Consider the following 16,263-nt stretch of genomic DNA (forward strand, 5'->3'; position numbering starts at 1 on the left):
GAGATTCGAACTCGTGAGGGGTTGCCCCCAACACGCTTTCCAAATGTTCGTACATCTGTCCGGTTCAGGTTGTACCCGTCCTGACCTGCGGCGGAGCGTTCAGGGTGGCCCCGTCCGGACGGGCCTGGACAGGCGCGAATGAGACCAGAACTGAGACCGGGCAGCCCGGGTTCGGCGGGATCCGGCTTGCGGGACGGCCGACCACCCTAGGCTTGTCCTCAGGTATGGGCCCGCGGACCGCTTCGTGGAGGAGCCGATCATGAGTACTGCCCCGAACCTCCCGCTGCCGCCCCGTCGGCCTGAAGATCCACATCCGCTGCGGACGATTCGGGAGATCCGGGAGTCCTTGCCCGAGCGGCAGCTCGGGCACTTCGATGCCGAACTCGCCGACACAGATATCGACGCCCTTCCGGACATGCTTCACCGCTGGGCCACCCTCGGCAGTGACGGATTTCTTGATCGGCTTGAGTCGGCCCCGTTCGAGGGGCTGGAGTTCGGGCAGCGTTCCTACGACGATGCGGCGGGCGGCGAGTGATCTATCTGCTCGACACCAATGTCGTCTCCGAGATCACCACTCGGCCCAAGCCTGCTCCGGCTGTTGTGGCCTGGGCCCGTTCGGTCCCGTCTACCGGCCTCTACCTGAGTGTCATCACGATCGCGGAGATCGAGGCGGGCATTGCGGAGACACCGGACCTGGTACGGCGCGCCGCTTTCGAGCGGGTGCTCGACAGTATCCGCGTCGACTACAGCGACCGGATCGCGGCCATCGGCGAAAACGAGGCCCTCGCGTACCTCGCCCTTCATCGGAAGCTGAAGACCACCGGCACCAGCATTGATCCGCCGGATGCGCTGATCGCCGCCACCGCCCTCGCGAACGGGTGGACCCTGGTGAGCCGGAACGTCAAGCACCTGGCCCGGACCGGCGCGCTCCTGCTCAACCCGTGGGAGTACGCGGGCTGACCTGCGGGCGGATGGGCGAGCCCTCGCGAGACCGGCTTCGTGGAAGATCCGCGCCGGGCCGCGGGGCGCCGTGGAAGACCTGGCTGATGTGCCAGGAGCGGTGGTGAGCCGCCACGGGGCGTACGCCTGGCTGTGGGCCGACGAGGGGGCGGCCCGCGAGGGCTATGACGTGCTCGCGGGCTGTGGGGCTGCGGCCGACGAAGTGCTGCGAGACGAGGATGCGGTGGCCGTCGCCGACACCGAGGACGCCCTTGTCGAAGAGCTTGTGGTGCAGCGCACACAGGCAAAGGCCGTTGTCGACGTCATCGGGGCCGTCGAACGCCCACCAGCGCACGTGCGCGGCCTCCAGCCCGACCGGCACCGCTCCGATCCGCCCGTCGTAGCCGCAGAAGGCGCACTGGTACTCGTAAGCCGTCAGTACCAGCTCCCGCATCCGCCGGTCCCTCTGCCGCCGCGTCGGCGACGACCGGCCCGTCTCTGCCGGCTCCAGTTCCAGTCCGATCGCTTCGCATAGTTCGCTGTGCAGGGAGGGTGGGAAGTGCTGGTCGAGCAGTACGCGCGCGAGCCGACCCAGCAGTGACGGCTCGCGCCGCAGTGCCGCCCGCAGCTCCGGCGCCAGCTGCCCGACAGCCCTGGCTGCCCGCAGCTCCCGCACCGAGCTGCCGGGACTTCCGGGGCCGCGGTCGGTGCGCACTTCCCACACCCCGTCGCTGGCCAGATGGTGGAACGGGTAGGCGGGCGTCGTCACGTGTCAGCGCCTCGATCGCGCTCGCGGGAGTCGCGCAGCGGAACCCGGTGTCGTCGTCGAGCATCTCGGCGGAGGCGTCGTTGAAGACGGCGGGGACCGCACGGGCGAAGGGGCTTGTCCAGGCACCAGCCTTGAGCTCGTAGCGGCCCGGCTCGGAGCGGGTCGAGCACCACTCCCAGGTGTTGCCGCAGAGGTCGTAGACCCTGTACGGGGAGACGCCACTGTGGTAGCGGCTCACCGGGGTCGTGGAGCCGATGCCGCTCTCGCGGGAGTTGCACTTGGCCGGGGTGGGGTTGTTGCCCCAGGGGTACGAGTCCCCGCGCGCGCCACGGGCCGCCTTTTCCCACTGCTGGGCGGTAGGCAGTTCCTTGCCCGCCCACGCCGCGTAGGCCGAGGCGTCGTGCCAGGTGACGAAGACCACCGGGTGGTCGAAGATGGCGTCGGGACACTTGCCGCGGTGCCAGTGTGGCCGGTGGCGGCCACGAAGCGGGCGTAGTCGTTGTTGGTCACCGGGTAGACGTCGATGTAGAAGGACGGGAGCCAGACAGGCTCGTTCTTCTCGCCGGACAGGAAGGTGCCGGCCTCGACCAAGGCCATGCTCTTGCCGTCGCGGGGGTGACGCACCTGGTGCTGCGGAGGCTGGCCCCCGGGGCTTGGCGGCTCCTGGGCAGGGAGCACCGTTCCCAGCGAGCGGGCGAGGCTCGCGAACCGCTCGTGGACGTCAGGAGCGGAGCTGGCGAGGAGTGTGTCCAGAGCCGCCTGGTTGACCTGCCTGAGCCGGATCGTGTCCTTGCGTGATTCCCACTTGGACACCATACGGTCGCTGACACCGAGGCGCGTCGCGAACTCCTCGGTGCTCATCCGCGATGCCTCGCGTAAGGCCCGGACCTCCAGTCCGGACCATCGCTCAACTGTCGCCACTCCAGGACTCCTTGTTGCTGGCTGTTCCCGACCAGCCTAGCCAGTTGGAGCCCGGCTTCGGAGCGCTACAACAAGTCGCCTTCGATCTCCGTGTACTCCTTGCGGAGCGCGTCGATGATCGCGTGGGACTCGGGTAGCTCGATGCCGTCGATCGAGCTGATGGCACGGACGCCGATAGCCGCGTTGGTGGCGAATGCGGCCGTTACGTTCGGCAGGTCGTTCAGTCGGACCGTCCGCGTGTCGTGGTCGTGGGCGGCCTTGAGGAGCTCCATGGTCACGCCGACGAGGCAGTCGGCGTTCGGCCAGATCACCCGGTTGCCGTCGAAGAAACCGATGTTCCAGGTGCCTCCCTTCGAGATCACCCCTTCCTGGTCGACGAAGAGGGCATCGTCGAATCCGCTCAGCTGCGCCTGACGGCGGTGATGGAGGGTCGCGAAGAGGCCGACGCTCTTGACGCTCGGGACGTCACGTACGTACGTCGCGGCCTGGACCCTGAGCGGCGGCAGTGGAAGGGCGCCCGCCGGTCGGGAGGTCACTAGTACCTGCGGGTCTCTGGCCTCGCTCGGGTGGCCGAGGTCGAGTCGAGGGTCGAAGACGGTGACGCGGACTGTCGTGGAACCGGTCGCGGGAGCTGCACGGCGGGCCAGCTCGCGGACGCGCTGCGGGTCGAGGTCGACACCGAAGAGAGTTCGGCAGTCACGCCGGAGCCGCTCCAGGTGCAGCGAGAGGCCGCGTACGCGGCCGTCGTCGACGCGCATCGAAGTGAAGTGGCCGTAGTTGGTCAGGGCCAGGGTCTGAAGCTGAGACGGCTCGACTGGTTGTCCGTTGAGTTCTGCCATGTGGCCAGAGTGCCATCTCGTGCCGGGCTCACAGCGGTGAAGGGCCTGGCAAGGCCCCTTAGTTCGGTGAAAGTTCGGTCCTGGGGCGGTGGGAGGACGTTCCGGCGGAGCGGCCCGGCCAGCAACCTTGTGATGCGAGCACGAACCCCGGACGAGCTGACCGCGCCGCCCATGAAGCATGCCGACCCAGTCATTCGCGGCATCGTCCGCGAATGGATCGAAAACAAGGCTGCACTCGCGAGGGCGAAGCGCAACGTGGAGGTCCTGGAGCGCCAGATCGACCATGAAGACTTCGAGCTGAAGCACTTCGCTAGCTACAGCGACGAGCACAAGGCCGAACTCGAACAGCTGATCCGACGCGAAGAAGACGCGTGGAAGCGCCAGCACTCCTGAACGAGCGCAGGTCAGCGTGCCCTCATGCCCTACTGCATCAGCACCGCCCATCCCTGAACATCACCACCGGCCTGGTCCGCGAGGGTTGCCGCCCCGCGACTGCGTGCGCCGGAGGAGGAGCACACCCTTGCCCCAGCACTCCCTGCCCCTTGCCCAGATCGCCCAGCTCCTCGACGTCCCCGAGGACACGCTCCGAGCGCTCATAGCCGAGCGGAGCGGCGACCAGAGCGACACCACCCTCGTCGGCCTTACCGTCACTGAAGCCGCCCGCCGGATCGGCATCGGCCGTACCAAGCTGTACGAGTACGTCTCCTCCGGGGAGATCGCCTCCGTCAAGATCGGCAGCTTGCGCCGCATCCCAGCAGAGGCGGTGAACGAGTTCCTCATCCGCCGACTGTCGGCGAGCGACTTCGGGGCCGCCGCATGACGCGAGCTTCCGCACCGAAGTCCCGCCAGCCCAACGGCGCCTCGTCGATCTTCCAGGGCAAGGACGGCCGATGGCACGGCTACGTCACCGTCGGGACCAAGGACAACGGCAATCCCGACCGGCGCCACGTCAGCCGTAAGACCCGCCCCGAGGTCACCAAGCTCGTACGCGAGCTTGAACGGCAGCGCGACAAGGGCGCCGTCCGCAAGGCCGGTCAGAGCTGGACGCTGGAGACATGGCTGACGCACTGGGTGGAGAACATCGCCGCCGCGCATGTCTCGGAGAACACCATCGACGGCTACCGCGTCGCGGTGAACCACCACCTCATCCCCGGCCTCGGCGCCCACCGCCTGGAGAAGCTCGAGCCCGAGCACCTGGAGCGCTTCTACAAGAAGATGCAGGACTCCGGCAGTGCCGTCGGCACCGCCCACCAGGTCCACCGCACCGTCCGCACCGCTCTCAACGAAGCGGTCCGTCGCGCCCACCTCACGGTCAACCCGGCCACGATCGCCAAAGCCCCGCGCCTGGAAGAGGAGGAGGTCGAGCCGTACACGGTCGAGGAGGTCCAGCACCTGCTCACCGAGGCCGCCAAGCACCGCAACACCGCCCGTTGGGTCATCGCCCTGGCCCTGGGCCTGCGACAGGGCGAGGTTCTCGGCATGCAGTGGGACGACGTCGACTTCGACCTCGGCGTCATCCGCGTACGCCGTGGCCGACTGCGGCCTCGCTACAAGCACGGTTGCGGCGACCGCTGTGGACGCAAGCCCGGCTACTGCCCGCAGAAGATCAACACCCGACGCGAGACCAAGAACGCGAAGTCCCGCGCAGGCCAGCGGCCCATCGGTGCCCCCGATGAGCTGCTCCAGCTGCTGCGCCAGCACAAGGGGGAACAGGCCCGTGAGCGTTCCCTTGCCCGCGACCTGTGGACTGAGAAGGGGTACGTCTTCACCTCGCCCACCGGCGAGCCCCTGAACCCGAACACGGACTACCACAAGTGGAAGGAGCTGCTGAAGGCCGCTGGCGTCCGTGATGCCCGCCTCCACGACGCCCGCCACACCGCGGCCACCGTCCTGCTCATCCTCGGCGTCCCCGACGCGGTCGTCGACGCCATCATGGGCTGGGAGCCCGGCAAGTCCGCCAGGATGCGTCGCCGCTACCAGCACCTGACCAGCCGCGTCCTGAATGACACGGCTGCCAAGGTTGGCGGCCTGCTGTGGGGCACGGAGCAGGGGGCAGAAGAACGTGGTGCTGGCGCGGGTCGAAGCCCTGTACCCACCGAGCTGATGATCCATGTGGCCCGCCTCGGCGAGCGACGTGTTCCTTTCCTCCACCGCGAGCACGCCGACGAGGTCGTAGCACGGTGGAGCGAGGACTGGCCTGATCACGCCGCCGAGGTGGAAATGTGGGACCGCTGGCGCTGGGAGCACCAGGGCCCCGGTGGCGCGAGCGTCCTTCGCGATCAGATGCCGGAGCGCTCCGTGGTCTTCCACGGCCGAGCCCTGTTCCTGCCCGGTGGGGAACGCGTGGTGACCGCGCTTCCCGAACTGTGGTCGGTGCCGGCCTGGGACTTCGAGACCGACGTCTACACCGGCCGCGCCTCGGCCTGGCGCACGGCGCGACGCCCCAGTTCGGGCCAGGAGGTCGAGGCACAGGTGCGGGGAACGGATAAGGCGGCGGTGGAGGCGGCCTTCGTAGAGGCGTGTGCGCAGGCTGTGGATCGAGCCCGAAACCCGGGAAGATACGGCGACACCGACGAGTGGTAGCTGGGTGTGTACGGAGGGGGCCCCGACCTGTCTGGTCGGGGCTCTCTGCGTTCCCGTTCGATCGCGCGCCGGACTGCGCCGGAAAACGGCGCCGAAGTCCGCCGGATATGTTTTACTGAGAGTGCGGCGACGAAGGAGGTGAGGCTGCATGACGGAGTCTCAACTGCCGGACTGGACCGACCAGAAGATGGCGACCAAGGTGCGCACCGCCTTGTGGCTCGCCACCGAGGTGGGAGAGGGGAACGTCTACAGCAAGGAGCAGCTGCGGGCGGCGTTCCCCGACGTTACGCAGATCGACCGCCGGGTTCGAGAGCTGCGCGACCATGGCTGGGTCATCGCGACCAACCGTGATGACCCGCGCCTCACCTCTCACGAGGCCCGTTTCGTTCAGGCTGGAGATCCCGTATGGGAGCCGGGTGCCCGCGCTCACACCTTGCGTGAACGCCGCCCGTTGGCCCCTCTCCATTCGGCATCGGTCGAACGTGCCCAGGAGATCCGGTTCACGGACGCAGTCAGGGTCCATCGGTACCAGGACCCGGAGGCGGTCTGGGAGCGTCTTAAGGATCTTTCCCAAGAGGAAAGGTCGCTCATCCTGGCCTGGATCGCCATGGGTCGCCGACCCAGCTCCCCCGCCGAACTCACCTGGCGGGCTTTCCGTAGCCTGTCCGAGCAGCAGCGCCTTGAAATGGCGGCGAGACTCGGCGAGCTCGTGAGCTCCGAGCTGTACGAGGAGTTGTCGGCGGCTGAGGAGCGCGGCGGCGACAGCTAGCCCACATGCTTCCGCCGGATCCCGTGTCACCTTCCACAGATCTCCGGGGTCCGGCGGATGGTCCAACCCATCTGATGAGGAGAAGAACCATGTCCAGTATGCGTGTCCCCGTGGTCGGAAGCGAGCGGCCGCCCAGGTTCGAGATGTTCGTGGCCGCGGTCGCGGTCGGCTACGCGGCGGGCTACACCGCTGGCATCGGTAACGAGGCGCAGCAGGTGCTCGGCTTCGTGACGGTCACGGCCACCGGGTGGCTGTGGGACCGGTGGCGCCGCTGATCACCTTCGGCAGCCGATGACCTTTGCCAGCCGGTCCCCGATGACCTTCGGGGATCGGCTGGGCGGTTTCACGTATCGGCCGGCTCAGGGGCGTCATCCCACCAGTTCGGCTCCACTTCTTCCTGCTGTTGGGTCGGGATCTCGACAGGGTGCGTGCAGCGCCACACGGCACCCGCCCCGGTTTCGGGGTGAACGGTGTCCTTGAGGCCGTGGTGATCGCAAAGTGTGCAGGCTTCGATGACCTCGCGGCTATGGACCCACTGGATATCCGCATGGAGGCGTCGGAGGCTGCTGAGCGCGAGGGGTGTCGCGTGCCAGCGGGGGGCCTCATACTCGGGGATGGCGTGGTGGAGCTCGATCGCCTTGTCGATCTTCCCGTTGAGGCTCGTCACAGAGGCTGAAGCGGCCTCCGGCGGCCCCATCCGGGCGTTGCGCTCCTTCCAGGCTGCGGCAGAGTCAGCCGCGCGCCACGCGAAACAGATCATCTGCCCAGGGGTATAGCCATGGTTGAAGCCCTTGCGGATGACGTCGGTGAGCTCTTCGCGCCGCGCCTCGGGCACTTCGGGGTAGCTGTACTTCTTGGTGAGCAGCCCATTGATGTACGCAGCGACGTTGGTGACCTCCGTCTGCTCCGTGAGCGCGGCGACTGCCTTCCGGGCCTCTGATCCCCGCGGCCCAGGTGCGGTCTGGAAGCCGTACGTGATCTCCCCGACACGCTCCTGCGCGATCGGGAGACTGCCGATGAGGCGCCAGGCCACGTCCTTGGCGACGAACGTGATGTCGTCGCCGTCCTTGGAGAGGCTGAAGGCCTGTACCGGGGTTTCTTGGGAGATGGCGAGCAGGTTTGCGTAGTAGAGCGCGAGGAGGAGCTCCCGGTCCTGCCCAGTGTCGCCGGTCCAGCCCATGGAGCCGATGTTCGTGATGCTGGGCAGCGGCTTTCCTGGGTTGCGCGCGGCGTAGCTGACCAGTGCCACGTAGAGGGCCAAGGCTGGGGCGTTGTCCTCCGGGAGGCAGCTGATGGCCTCCGACTTTCCCTCCTCGTCCTCGATGGCTTCGGCGATCAGCCGTTTGACCTCTTCGGCCTTCTGCTTCTCGCGCTCCTGCTCAGCCCGCTTCTCCGCGGCGATGCGCTGCTGCCGCTCGGTCTCCTGGCGCTTCTGAACCGTCGTGCAGTCCCAGCAGAGGTAGGTGGGGGCTTCAGTATCGAGGTACTTGCCGCCGACCTTGTTGGCCCAAGACCTGTTCGCGACGCTGATCGGTTCGGAGCAGTTCGCGCACGGGCAGCTGAGCAGGACAGCGTGCGAGTGCGCGGTTGCCACCGCGCCGACGTTGCTGGACACCCCGATACTGCTGACGGTCCGTGCCCAACTGCCGTCGTTCTTGATCTCCCAGTAGAGGGTGCTGACCTTCTGGGCGTCTTCCGGCGCGTCGTGCTTGATCACAACGCGGATGCGGGGGGCTTCCTCCGGGTACTCCAGGACGATCGGCTGCGGGGTGTTTGGCCGCTGCTGCGCTTGGTTCTTCCTCTTCGCCTGTTCCCGCTTGCGCCGACGTTCGCGCTTACCCACGCGTTGCTCCGTAGTTCATGGTTCGGATGGTGATGCACTTGGCGGCGCGCGCGGGAGGATTCTCGCCAACAGCTCCGGAAGCGGGATGACTTCTAGCCAGAGCGTTTACTCGGTGGGTACGCCGAAAGCCCAGCACTGGGGTGGCTTACAACCGATCATTTACTGATTCGAACGCGACCACCTCGGGAGAAGACTGGCTCCCCGGATGGTCGCCCACCTGCGGCGGATTCCGAGTTGGGCGAGGAGGAGGTTTCAACGGCGCCCTCTGCATCGCAGTTCAGGGGCGGGCCCAGGTGGCGAGGGCAAGGTCAGCTGAAAGCGACCTTGCCGAAGTCATGCCGATCCGCGCTCTGTTGCCTGTCAGCGGACGTTCCTATCGTGGATGGATGGCCAATGGCGTGTGGCATACCGAATACGGCATTGAGATCAACCTGACCCAGCCAGACCTGGGGGTCCGCGGCTACCCCGGTCTGCTCGAAGAGATCATGACCAGCGTCTCGGAGCGGAACCCGCAGATGCTGGAGTGCCTCGCGCACCACCGAGGCAAGCCGTGCGCGTCCGAGGCGGGTGGGAAGTCACCGTGGATGTTCATCCGCCGGGCTCGCGTTGGTGGCCGCTCACCTCTGGTTGCCGCCCACCTGCCGATCACGCACAAGCCGACGCCGGCGGAGAGCGATCAGCACAAGGCCACCAAGGAGCGGATCGTAGAGACCGCCAAGGGGTACGGGCTGACCGCCGATGCCGAGGTGGGCATGCCCAACCGGCGCGGCGTCACCGACGCCGTGGTCACCGGGCCCTCCGGCATCCAGATCGGCTGGGAGATTCAGTACTCCCCACTCAGCCCCAGCAGCGTCCACCGGCGGTCGGTCAACGCCATGGAGCACGACATCACGCCGTTGTGGGTCGCCAAGGACGACACGGCGGCCCTGATCGACCGAGCGCCCTGGGCCCGGGTTGATGACATGTCCTGGCGGGAGATCGCCGACGGCAGCGAGATGGTCATCCGGGGCGGGTACCGGCACCTACAGGTCTGGCGCTGCCTGTCGAGTAGCGCGCTCCACTGTCCCGACAACGGCGGCACGGGCCATTGCGGCGCGATCCACGCCGAGTGGTTCCTTCCGGCGCTCTGCGACCCGCCCAAGCCTCCCGTCCGGATCGAGGACCTGATCCTGACCAGTGCCACCGGCGACAGCGTGCCGGTCTTCGTGCCGAGCCGTGGCGGCGGTCGGGCCGGCCGCCACATGTGGGTTCCCCGTACCGAGTGTCGGACCTGGCGGGAGCTGACCGGTCAGTGGGACCCCCTGCCCAAGGTCCAGGAGCCGGAGGCTGACGACGAGATCACCTTCTCCGAGCAGGAGATCGATCGCTCCTGCCGAGCTGGCGAGGAGGGGTGGTTTCGGAGCGACGCCAGGCCGGTCAGGGATCTTGGGCAGCCCGCGGGCGGTTTCACCCTCGCCCGCATGCCGATGCAGCGGAAGCGGCATGCGACGTGGATCACGCAGGTGGAGCGGGCCGCGGCAGCGGCCACCCTGGGATGCCCTCCGTGGGAGGTTGGTCCGTGCATCGGCTGCGGGCAGCTGATGCGCCGGTACGGGCGCAACGCCGCGATGGCCTGTGACGCCTGCCGAGCCTCGGCCATCCCGAGGCAGCGAGGAGCGTAGATCGGGAACTGCAACCAAAACCGCAACCACGAAACGACGAAGGACCCGACCGCGATGCGGTCGGGTCCTTCGTTTGCCCTGGTGGGCGGGTGCGGAGGATACGAGATTCGAACTCGTGAGGGGTTGCCCCCAACACGCTTTCCAAGCGTGCGCCCTAGGCCACTAGGCGAATCCTCCGCCGCAAACAATACAAGACGTTGAGGGGTGCTCGCGAACGTGATCGCCGGGCGGGGTCCGGGGCGGCCCCCGGCTCGATTCCGGGGGCCGCCATCCGCTAGGGTGGGGTCAGCCCCTCACGTGGCGCTATCTCACCCAACTCCCCCAGGGCCGGAAGGCAGCAAGGGTAAGTGGGCTCTGGCGGGTGCGTGGGGGGCGCTTTGCGTTCCGGGGCGGGTTCGGGCGGGCCCCGCTGTCGCCGGTGGGCCGCTGTTGTCGGCGGGCCCGGATAACCTCGTAGACGTGTCGTCCCTTGCGCTGTACCGCCGCTATCGCCCCGAGTCGTTCGCCGAGGTCATCGGGCAGGAGCATGTCACTGCACCGCTGATGCAGGCCCTGCGGAACAACCGGGTCAATCACGCGTACCTGTTCAGCGGCCCCCGTGGCTGTGGCAAGACCACCAGTGCGCGCATCCTCGCCCGCTGCCTGAACTGTGAGCAGGGTCCCACCCCGACCCCCTGCGGGGAGTGCCAGTCCTGCCGGGACCTGGCGCGCAACGGGCCGGGCTCCATCGACGTCATCGAGATCGACGCCGCCTCGCACGGTGGTGTGGACGACGCCCGCGACCTGCGCGAGAAGGCCTTCTTCGGCCCCGCCTCCAGCCGGTACAAGATCTACATCATCGACGAGGCCCACATGGTCACCTCGGCGGGCTTCAACGCCCTGCTGAAGGTCGTCGAGGAGCCGCCGGAGCACCTCAAGTTCATCTTCGCCACCACCGAGCCGGAGAAGGTGATCGGGACCATCCGGTCCCGGACCCACCACTACCCCTTCCGGCTCGTCCCGCCCGGCACCCTGCGCGACTACCTCGGCGAGGTCTGCGGACGCGAGGGCGCCAAGGTCGAGGACGGCGTGCTGCCGCTGGTCGTACGGGCCGGTGCCGGCTCCGTGCGTGACTCGATGTCCGTCATGGACCAGCTGCTCGCCGGCGCCGCCGACCAGGGTGTGACGTATGCCATGGCGACCTCCCTGCTCGGCTACACCGAGGGGTCCCTGCTCGACGCCGTCATCGACGCCTTCGCCGCCGGGGACGGCGCGGCCGCCTTCGAGGTCGTCGACCGCGTCGTCGAGGGCGGCAACGACCCGCGCCGCTTCGTCGCCGACCTGCTGGAACGCCTGCGCGACCTGGTGATCCTGGCCGCCGTGCCCGACGCCGGGGAGAAGGGGCTGATCGACGCCCCCACCGATGTCGTGGAGCGGATGCAGGCCCAGGCCTCCGTCTTCGGCGCCGCCGAGCTGTCGCGCGCCGCCGACCTGGTCAACACCGGACTCACCGAGATGCGCGGCGCGACCTCGCCCCGTCTGCAGCTGGAGCTGATCTGCGCCCGGGTGCTGCTGCCCGCCGCCTTCGGCGACGAGCGGTCCTTCCAGGCGCGGCTCGACCGCCTGGAGCGCAGCGGGCCGCCCGCCGGGTTCGTGGCCGCGCCGGCCGCCCCGCCCGCCATGGCCTACGTCCCCGGCCCCGAGGCGCACGTCATGGCCCCGCCCGCGCACGCGGCCCCCGCGCACCCGGCCCCCGCCGCACCGGTCGCTCCCCCCGCGCCCGTCGCGGCCCCCGCGCCCGCCGCCGTACGGGCGCCCGCCCCCGAGGCGCCCGCCCCGGCCCCCGTCGCCCAAGCCCCCGCCCCCGCCGCGCCCGCGCCCGGTGCGTGGCCCGGCGCCGCCCAGCCGGGCAGTGGCGCCGCCCCCGGTGCCTGGCCCAGCGCGGCCGGGCAGGCTTCCGCCCCGCAGGCCGCCGCCCCGGTCCAGGCCCCGGCTCCCGTGGCCGCCGCCCCCGCCCCCGCGCCGGCCGCCGCCGCGCCGTCGCCCGGCATGGCCGCCGGCGCCGGGCAGGTCCAGGCGATGTGGCCCTCCGTCCTGGAGGCCGTCAAGAACCGCCGCCGCTTCACCTGGATCCTGCTCAGCCAGAACGCCCAGGTCGCCGGCTTCGACGGCACCACCCTCCAGCTCGGCTTCCCCAACGCCGGCGCCCGCGACAACTTCGCGAGCAGCGGCAGCGAGGAGGTGCTCAAGGCGGTCCTGGCCGAGCAGTTCCAGGTCAACTGGAAGATCGACGCCGTCGTGGGCGGAGCACCCGCCCCGGTCCAGACGTCCTCCTACGCCGCACCGCCCGCCCCCGCGTACAGCCCGCCGCCCCCGGTGCAGCAGGCCCCCGCACCGCAGGCCCCGCAGTACCAGCAGCAGCCGCAGCAGCCCGCCCCCGCGCCGCAGCCGCCCGTACAGCAGGCACCCCCGCCGGTCGCGCCCGAGGATGACGTACCGGAAGAGGACGATCCCGATCTGGTCGAGAGCGCGCTGACCGGACACGACCTCATCGTGCGCGAGCTCGGAGCCACCGTTGTGGAGGAATACACGAACGAGTAGCGGCCCCGGGTTGGGTGGCCGCACGAAAGGGAACCGGCCACGCGGGCTAGGCTGAGCAGCGTGAAGGTCCTCGTCATCGGCGGCGGCGCCCGCGAACATGCCCTGTGCCGCTCTCTGTCCCTCGACCCCGACGTCAACGCGCTGTACTGCGCCCCCGGCAACGCCGGCATCGCAGAGGTGGCCGAGCTGCGCCCGGTCGACGCCCTCGACGGTGACGCCGTGGCCGCTCTCGCCACCGAACTCGGCGCCGGCCTGGTCGTCGTCGGCCCGGAGGCCCCGCTCGTCGCCGGCGTCGCCGACGCCGTGCGCGCCGCCGGCATCCCCGTCTTCGGCCCGTCCGCCGAGGCGGCCCGGCTGGAGGGCTCCAAGGCCTTCGCCAAGGACGTGATGGCCGCGGCCGGGGTCCCGACCGCGCGCAGCTACGTGTGCACCACCCCGGAGGAGGTGGACGCGGCCCTCGACGCCTTCGGCGCCCCGTACGTCGTCAAGGACGACGGCCTCGCCGCCGGCAAGGGCGTCGTGGTCACCGAGGACCGCGCCGCCGCCCGCGCGCACGCGCTCGGCTGCGACCGGGTCGTCATCGAGGAGTTCCTCGACGGCCCCGAGGTCTCCCTGTTCGCCATCACCGACGGCGTCACCGTGCTGCCGCTCCAGCCCGCGCAGGACTTCAAGCGCGCGCTGGACGGGGACGAGGGCCCCAACACCGGTGGCATGGGCGCGTACTCGCCGCTGCCCTGGGCCGACCCCAAGCTGGTCGACGAGGTCATGGAGCTGGTCCTCCAGCCGACCGTGGACGAACTGCGCCACCGCGGTACGCCCTTCTCCGGGCTGCTCTACGCGGGCCTCGCCATCACCAGCCGCGGGACCCGGGTCATCGAGTTCAACGCCCGCTTCGGCGACCCCGAGACCCAGGTGGTCCTGGCCCGGCTGCGCACCCCGCTCGCGAGCGTGCTGCTGAACGCGGCCAACGGCACCCTGGACGCCGAACCGCCGCTGAACTGGAGCGAGGACGCCGCCGTCACGGTGGTCATCGCCTCGCACAACTACCCGGAGACCCCGCGGACCGGGGACCCGATCGAGGGCCTGGCCGAGGTCGCCGAGCAGGACGCGCCCGACGCCTACGTGCTGCACGCCGGCACCCGGCGCGAGGGCGACTCGGTCGTCAGCGCGGGCGGCCGCGTGCTGTCGGTGACGGCGACCGGCGCCGACCTGGCACAGGCGCGCGAGAAGGCGTATAAGGCGCTCGGCAGGATCAGGCTCGACGGTTCGCAGCACCGTACGGACATCGCGGCGAAGGCCGCCGAAGGCCGCTGACCGGCGGCTCAGCGCCCGCGCGGGCCCGGTACGCACACGGTGCGGCCGGGCCCGCGCGCGTGGCCGCGTGCGACTGCCTCCGGCAGCGTTCGAACGCATCCACCTTTACCCAAAGCCATTCCATCGGGTGATCGTCACCCGGTCCGCCTGACGCCCGCCCGCGCCCCAACTAGGGTGCGGCGGAAGCATTCCGGCACTTGGCCCACCGGCATTGCGATGTCAGTGGCTGGTGTCACAGTGGGGGAGTGAGCAAAGCCGCCGCAGGGCAGAGGGGGTGAGGTCCGGCCGTGTCCGGAACCGGTTCGATCGTGGAAGTGGGCCCGCCGTCCGCGCGCTCCCGGGCCCTTGCCGTGCTGCGCGTGCGCAGCAGGGCACTGGCCCTCGGGCTGCTGCCCGCCGCCTTCGCGGTGGTGCTGGTGAGCGCCCGGATGACGGGCCGGCTGGCCGGTGACCCCTGGCCGGCGGTGACCCTCGTCGTGTGCGCGGTCGCCGCGCTGGTGCTGCTGGTCGGCGGGGTCTTCGCCGCCGTGGTGCTGCGGGCGAGCCCCGCCGTGACGCCGACGGTGCCGCTGTCGGAGGCCGCCGCGCCGGATCTGTACCGGCTCGTGCGGGACCTGGCGGACCGGATGGACGTCCCGGCCCCCTCCGCGATAGCGCTGACCCCGGATTGCGACAGCTGGCTGGAGGACCGTACCCATGCGGCGCACCGCCGCCGCGGCGCGCGGGTGTCCGCCGGCATAGCCGGAGCGCCCGGTCCGGAGTCCGAGCCGGGCGCGGCGCCGGTGCTGGTGATCGGCTCGCCGTTCCTGTGGTGGATGCGGGTCGCGGAGCTACGGGCCGTACTCGCGCCCGTCGTTGCCGGTACGGGCCCCTCCGCGCACCCGGACATAGCCGATGCGCGCGGTTTCGTACGGGGCCTCGACGCCGCGGTCGACGTGGGCAACCGGCGCGGCCTGGGCTGGATCGCCGCCCCCGCCCGGCTGCTGCTGCGGCTGTGCCGGGTGGACGCCGCCGAGATGGAGCGCGGGGTCGCCGCGGCCGCGTCCGAGCGGGCGCACGGTGTGGACTACGGGCTGCGCATCGTCGCCCAGGAGCAGGTCGGCCTGGCCTATGCGGGCTGGGACCGGCTGCTGACCCGGGTCGCGCTGCCCGCCTGGCGGATGGGCCGGTGGCCGGCGCACCTCGACGCGGGAGTGGTCTCGGCGCTGACCGAGCTGTCCCGGCGGGACCGGCTGGCCGAGGGGTTCACCTCGCGGCTGGGCGAGCGCCCGGCGTGCGACCTGCTGGAGCAGCCGGGGACGGTCGACGAGGCGGCTTCGCTGCTGGCCGCGCGGCTCTTCCACGGCGGTCCGGCCGAGGCCGGGCCGGACTGGTCGCCGGTGGACTGGGCGGCGTATCCGGAAGAGGTCGTGGACCGCAAGTGGCGTACGGAGGCGGCGAGGCTGCTGGCCGCGCTGGACGCACTGTCCACACCGGCCGCTTCCACGGTGGAGCGGGTGCTGGGCTTCCTCTCCGACACCGGTGGTAGGGGCACGGCCGGGGAAGCGCTGGCCGGCCGGCTCAGCGGAGACCTCGCGCGGGAGGAGCGGGCCGACTCGGCCGCGGGATCCGCCGGGGTGAAGGCGCGGGGTGCGGACACGCTGCCGCTGTTCCCGCTCCAGCCGCCGCGCAGCGGGCGTGACCTGCTGGCCGATCACGTGACGGCGATGGTGTGCTGCGCGGCCGTGGATTCGGCCGGAGCCGCCCCGGGGCTGGACTGGCTCGACGGCCCGGTGCTGCTGGTCGGCGGCGAGCGGCCGGCGGATCTGGCGCCGCGCGTGCTGTGCCTGGTGGAGGACGGCGACCCGGAGCCCCTGCGCGACTGGCTCGCCGCGGTCGGCGTCCGCCCGGAGAAGCCGGTCCGCCTGGTGTGACGGTTCTCCTCGCCGGCGGTTCTTCTCGCCTCGCCTGACGGCTCGCCTCGCCTGAGGGTCCGTCTCGTCCGACGGTCCGCCCGCCCCCGCGGCAGGCTCCCGCGCGGGTAGCTCTTCGTACACAGAACCGGA

Annotated in this window: 13 protein-coding genes, 1 tRNA gene, 1 other RNA gene and 2 pseudogenes; 12 read left to right on the forward strand and 5 right to left on the reverse strand. The window is 70.3% G+C overall.

The window, feature by feature from the left end; all coding sequences use genetic code 11:
* Positions 1-259 precede the first annotated feature (259 nt).
* Together AB0M99_RS26160 and AB0M99_RS26165 are read left to right on the forward strand one after the other, a co-directional pair.
* Entirely contained in the window at positions 260-535 is a 276-nt protein-coding gene (locus tag AB0M99_RS26160) for a hypothetical protein (RefSeq protein ID WP_365924451.1), read from the forward strand.
* Entirely contained in the window at positions 532-960 is a 429-nt protein-coding gene (locus tag AB0M99_RS26165) for a type II toxin-antitoxin system VapC family toxin (protein ID WP_365924453.1), read from the forward strand. The genes AB0M99_RS26160 and AB0M99_RS26165 overlap by 4 nt, the downstream gene beginning before the upstream one ends.
* Here the strand turns inward: AB0M99_RS26165 and AB0M99_RS26170 are convergent.
* From AB0M99_RS26170 to AB0M99_RS26180, 3 genes and pseudogenes are all read right to left on the reverse strand, one after another.
* A pseudogene (locus AB0M99_RS26170) lies at positions 935-1,705 on the reverse strand (phosphorothioated DNA-binding restriction endonuclease); the annotation flags it as partial. The gene AB0M99_RS26165 and the pseudogene AB0M99_RS26170 overlap by 26 nt on opposite strands.
* 130 nt (positions 1,706-1,835) lie before the next feature.
* Positions 1,836-2,569: pseudogene (locus AB0M99_RS26175) on the reverse strand (SUMF1/EgtB/PvdO family nonheme iron enzyme); the annotation flags it as partial.
* A 125-nt stretch (positions 2,570-2,694) separates the two neighbouring features.
* Positions 2,695-3,468, reverse strand: a complete 774-nt coding sequence (locus AB0M99_RS26180) for an aminotransferase class IV family protein (RefSeq protein ID WP_365924455.1) — start codon at positions 3,466-3,468, stop codon at positions 2,695-2,697.
* A gap of 132 nt (positions 3,469-3,600) precedes the next feature.
* Between AB0M99_RS26180 and AB0M99_RS26185 the strand changes: the two genes are divergently transcribed.
* From AB0M99_RS26185 to AB0M99_RS26205, 5 genes are all read left to right on the forward strand, one after another.
* Positions 3,601-3,861 (forward strand): hypothetical protein, encoded by a 261-nt coding sequence (locus AB0M99_RS26185; RefSeq protein ID WP_365924457.1) that lies wholly within the window; start codon positions 3,601-3,603, stop codon positions 3,859-3,861.
* A gap of 127 nt (positions 3,862-3,988) precedes the next feature.
* A complete protein-coding gene (locus AB0M99_RS26190) occupies positions 3,989-4,288 on the forward strand; it encodes a helix-turn-helix domain-containing protein (RefSeq protein ID WP_365924459.1) in 300 nt (99 codons plus the stop codon).
* A complete protein-coding gene (locus AB0M99_RS26195; RefSeq protein WP_365924461.1) occupies positions 4,285-6,051 on the forward strand; it encodes a site-specific integrase in 1,767 nt (588 codons plus the stop codon). Before AB0M99_RS26190 ends, AB0M99_RS26195 begins: the two co-directional genes overlap by 4 nt.
* A gap of 148 nt (positions 6,052-6,199) precedes the next feature.
* On the forward strand, positions 6,200-6,820 hold the full coding sequence (locus AB0M99_RS26200; protein ID WP_365924463.1) for a hypothetical protein: 621 nt from the start codon (positions 6,200-6,202) through the stop codon (positions 6,818-6,820).
* Between the two features lie 89 nt (positions 6,821-6,909).
* Positions 6,910-7,095, forward strand: coding sequence for a hypothetical protein (locus AB0M99_RS26205; RefSeq protein ID WP_365924465.1), 186 nt, complete (start codon positions 6,910-6,912; stop codon positions 7,093-7,095).
* 68 nt (positions 7,096-7,163) lie between these two features.
* Here the strand turns inward: AB0M99_RS26205 and AB0M99_RS26210 are convergent, their stop codons facing one another.
* Complete coding sequence (locus AB0M99_RS26210; protein ID WP_365924467.1) at positions 7,164-8,663, reverse strand: hypothetical protein; 1,500 nt, start codon at positions 8,661-8,663, stop codon at positions 7,164-7,166.
* Between the two features lie 335 nt (positions 8,664-8,998).
* Here AB0M99_RS26210 and AB0M99_RS26215 point away from each other — a divergent pair, with 335 nt between their 5' ends.
* The gene (locus tag AB0M99_RS26215; protein WP_365924469.1) at positions 8,999-10,324 is read left to right on the forward strand and encodes a hypothetical protein; all 1,326 of its coding nucleotides are present in this window, start codon (positions 8,999-9,001) and stop codon (positions 10,322-10,324) included.
* Between the two features lie 92 nt (positions 10,325-10,416).
* Here the strand turns inward: AB0M99_RS26215 and AB0M99_RS26220 are convergent.
* Positions 10,417-10,501 (reverse strand) — tRNA-Ser (locus AB0M99_RS26220).
* Between the two features lie 107 nt (positions 10,502-10,608).
* Here AB0M99_RS26220 and ffs point away from each other — a divergent pair.
* The 4 genes from ffs (at position 10,609) to AB0M99_RS26240 (ending at position 16,131) form a co-directional block, all read left to right on the forward strand.
* An RNA gene (gene ffs, locus AB0M99_RS26225) (signal recognition particle sRNA small type) lies at positions 10,609-10,707 on the forward strand.
* A 76-nt stretch (positions 10,708-10,783) separates the two neighbouring features.
* Positions 10,784-12,904 (forward strand): DNA polymerase III subunit gamma and tau, encoded by a 2,121-nt coding sequence (locus tag AB0M99_RS26230; protein ID WP_365924471.1) that lies wholly within the window; start codon positions 10,784-10,786, stop codon positions 12,902-12,904.
* Between the two features lie 60 nt (positions 12,905-12,964).
* Positions 12,965-14,218 (forward strand): phosphoribosylamine--glycine ligase, encoded by a 1,254-nt coding sequence (gene purD, locus AB0M99_RS26235; RefSeq protein ID WP_365924473.1) that lies wholly within the window; start codon positions 12,965-12,967, stop codon positions 14,216-14,218.
* A 287-nt stretch (positions 14,219-14,505) separates the two neighbouring features.
* Positions 14,506-16,131 carry a hypothetical protein gene (locus AB0M99_RS26240; protein ID WP_365924475.1) on the forward strand — a complete coding sequence of 542 codons (1,626 nt, stop codon included), beginning with the start codon at positions 14,506-14,508 and terminating at the stop codon, positions 16,129-16,131.
* Positions 16,132-16,263 lie beyond the last annotated feature (132 nt).

The organism is Streptomyces sp. NPDC051183 (assembly GCF_040682455.1).
Classification (GTDB): domain Bacteria; phylum Actinomycetota; class Actinomycetes; order Streptomycetales; family Streptomycetaceae; genus Streptomyces.

Bases quoted from the DNA above. Each gene is read 5' to 3' on its own strand.
- AB0M99_RS26160 (WP_365924451.1), top strand. From the start codon at position 260: ATGAGTACTGCCCCGAACCTCCCGCTGCCGCCCCGTCGGCCTGAAGAT.
- AB0M99_RS26180 (WP_365924455.1), bottom strand. From the start codon at position 3,468: ATGGCAGAACTCAACGGACAACCAGTCGAGCCGTCTCAGCTTCAGACC.
- AB0M99_RS26185 (WP_365924457.1), top strand. From the start codon at position 3,601: ATGCGAGCACGAACCCCGGACGAGCTGACCGCGCCGCCCATGAAGCAT.
- AB0M99_RS26195 (WP_365924461.1), top strand. From the start codon at position 4,285: ATGACGCGAGCTTCCGCACCGAAGTCCCGCCAGCCCAACGGCGCCTCG.
- AB0M99_RS26200 (WP_365924463.1), top strand. From the start codon at position 6,200: ATGACGGAGTCTCAACTGCCGGACTGGACCGACCAGAAGATGGCGACC.
- AB0M99_RS26205 (WP_365924465.1), top strand. From the start codon at position 6,910: ATGTCCAGTATGCGTGTCCCCGTGGTCGGAAGCGAGCGGCCGCCCAGG.
- AB0M99_RS26215 (WP_365924469.1), top strand. From the start codon at position 8,999: ATGCCGATCCGCGCTCTGTTGCCTGTCAGCGGACGTTCCTATCGTGGA.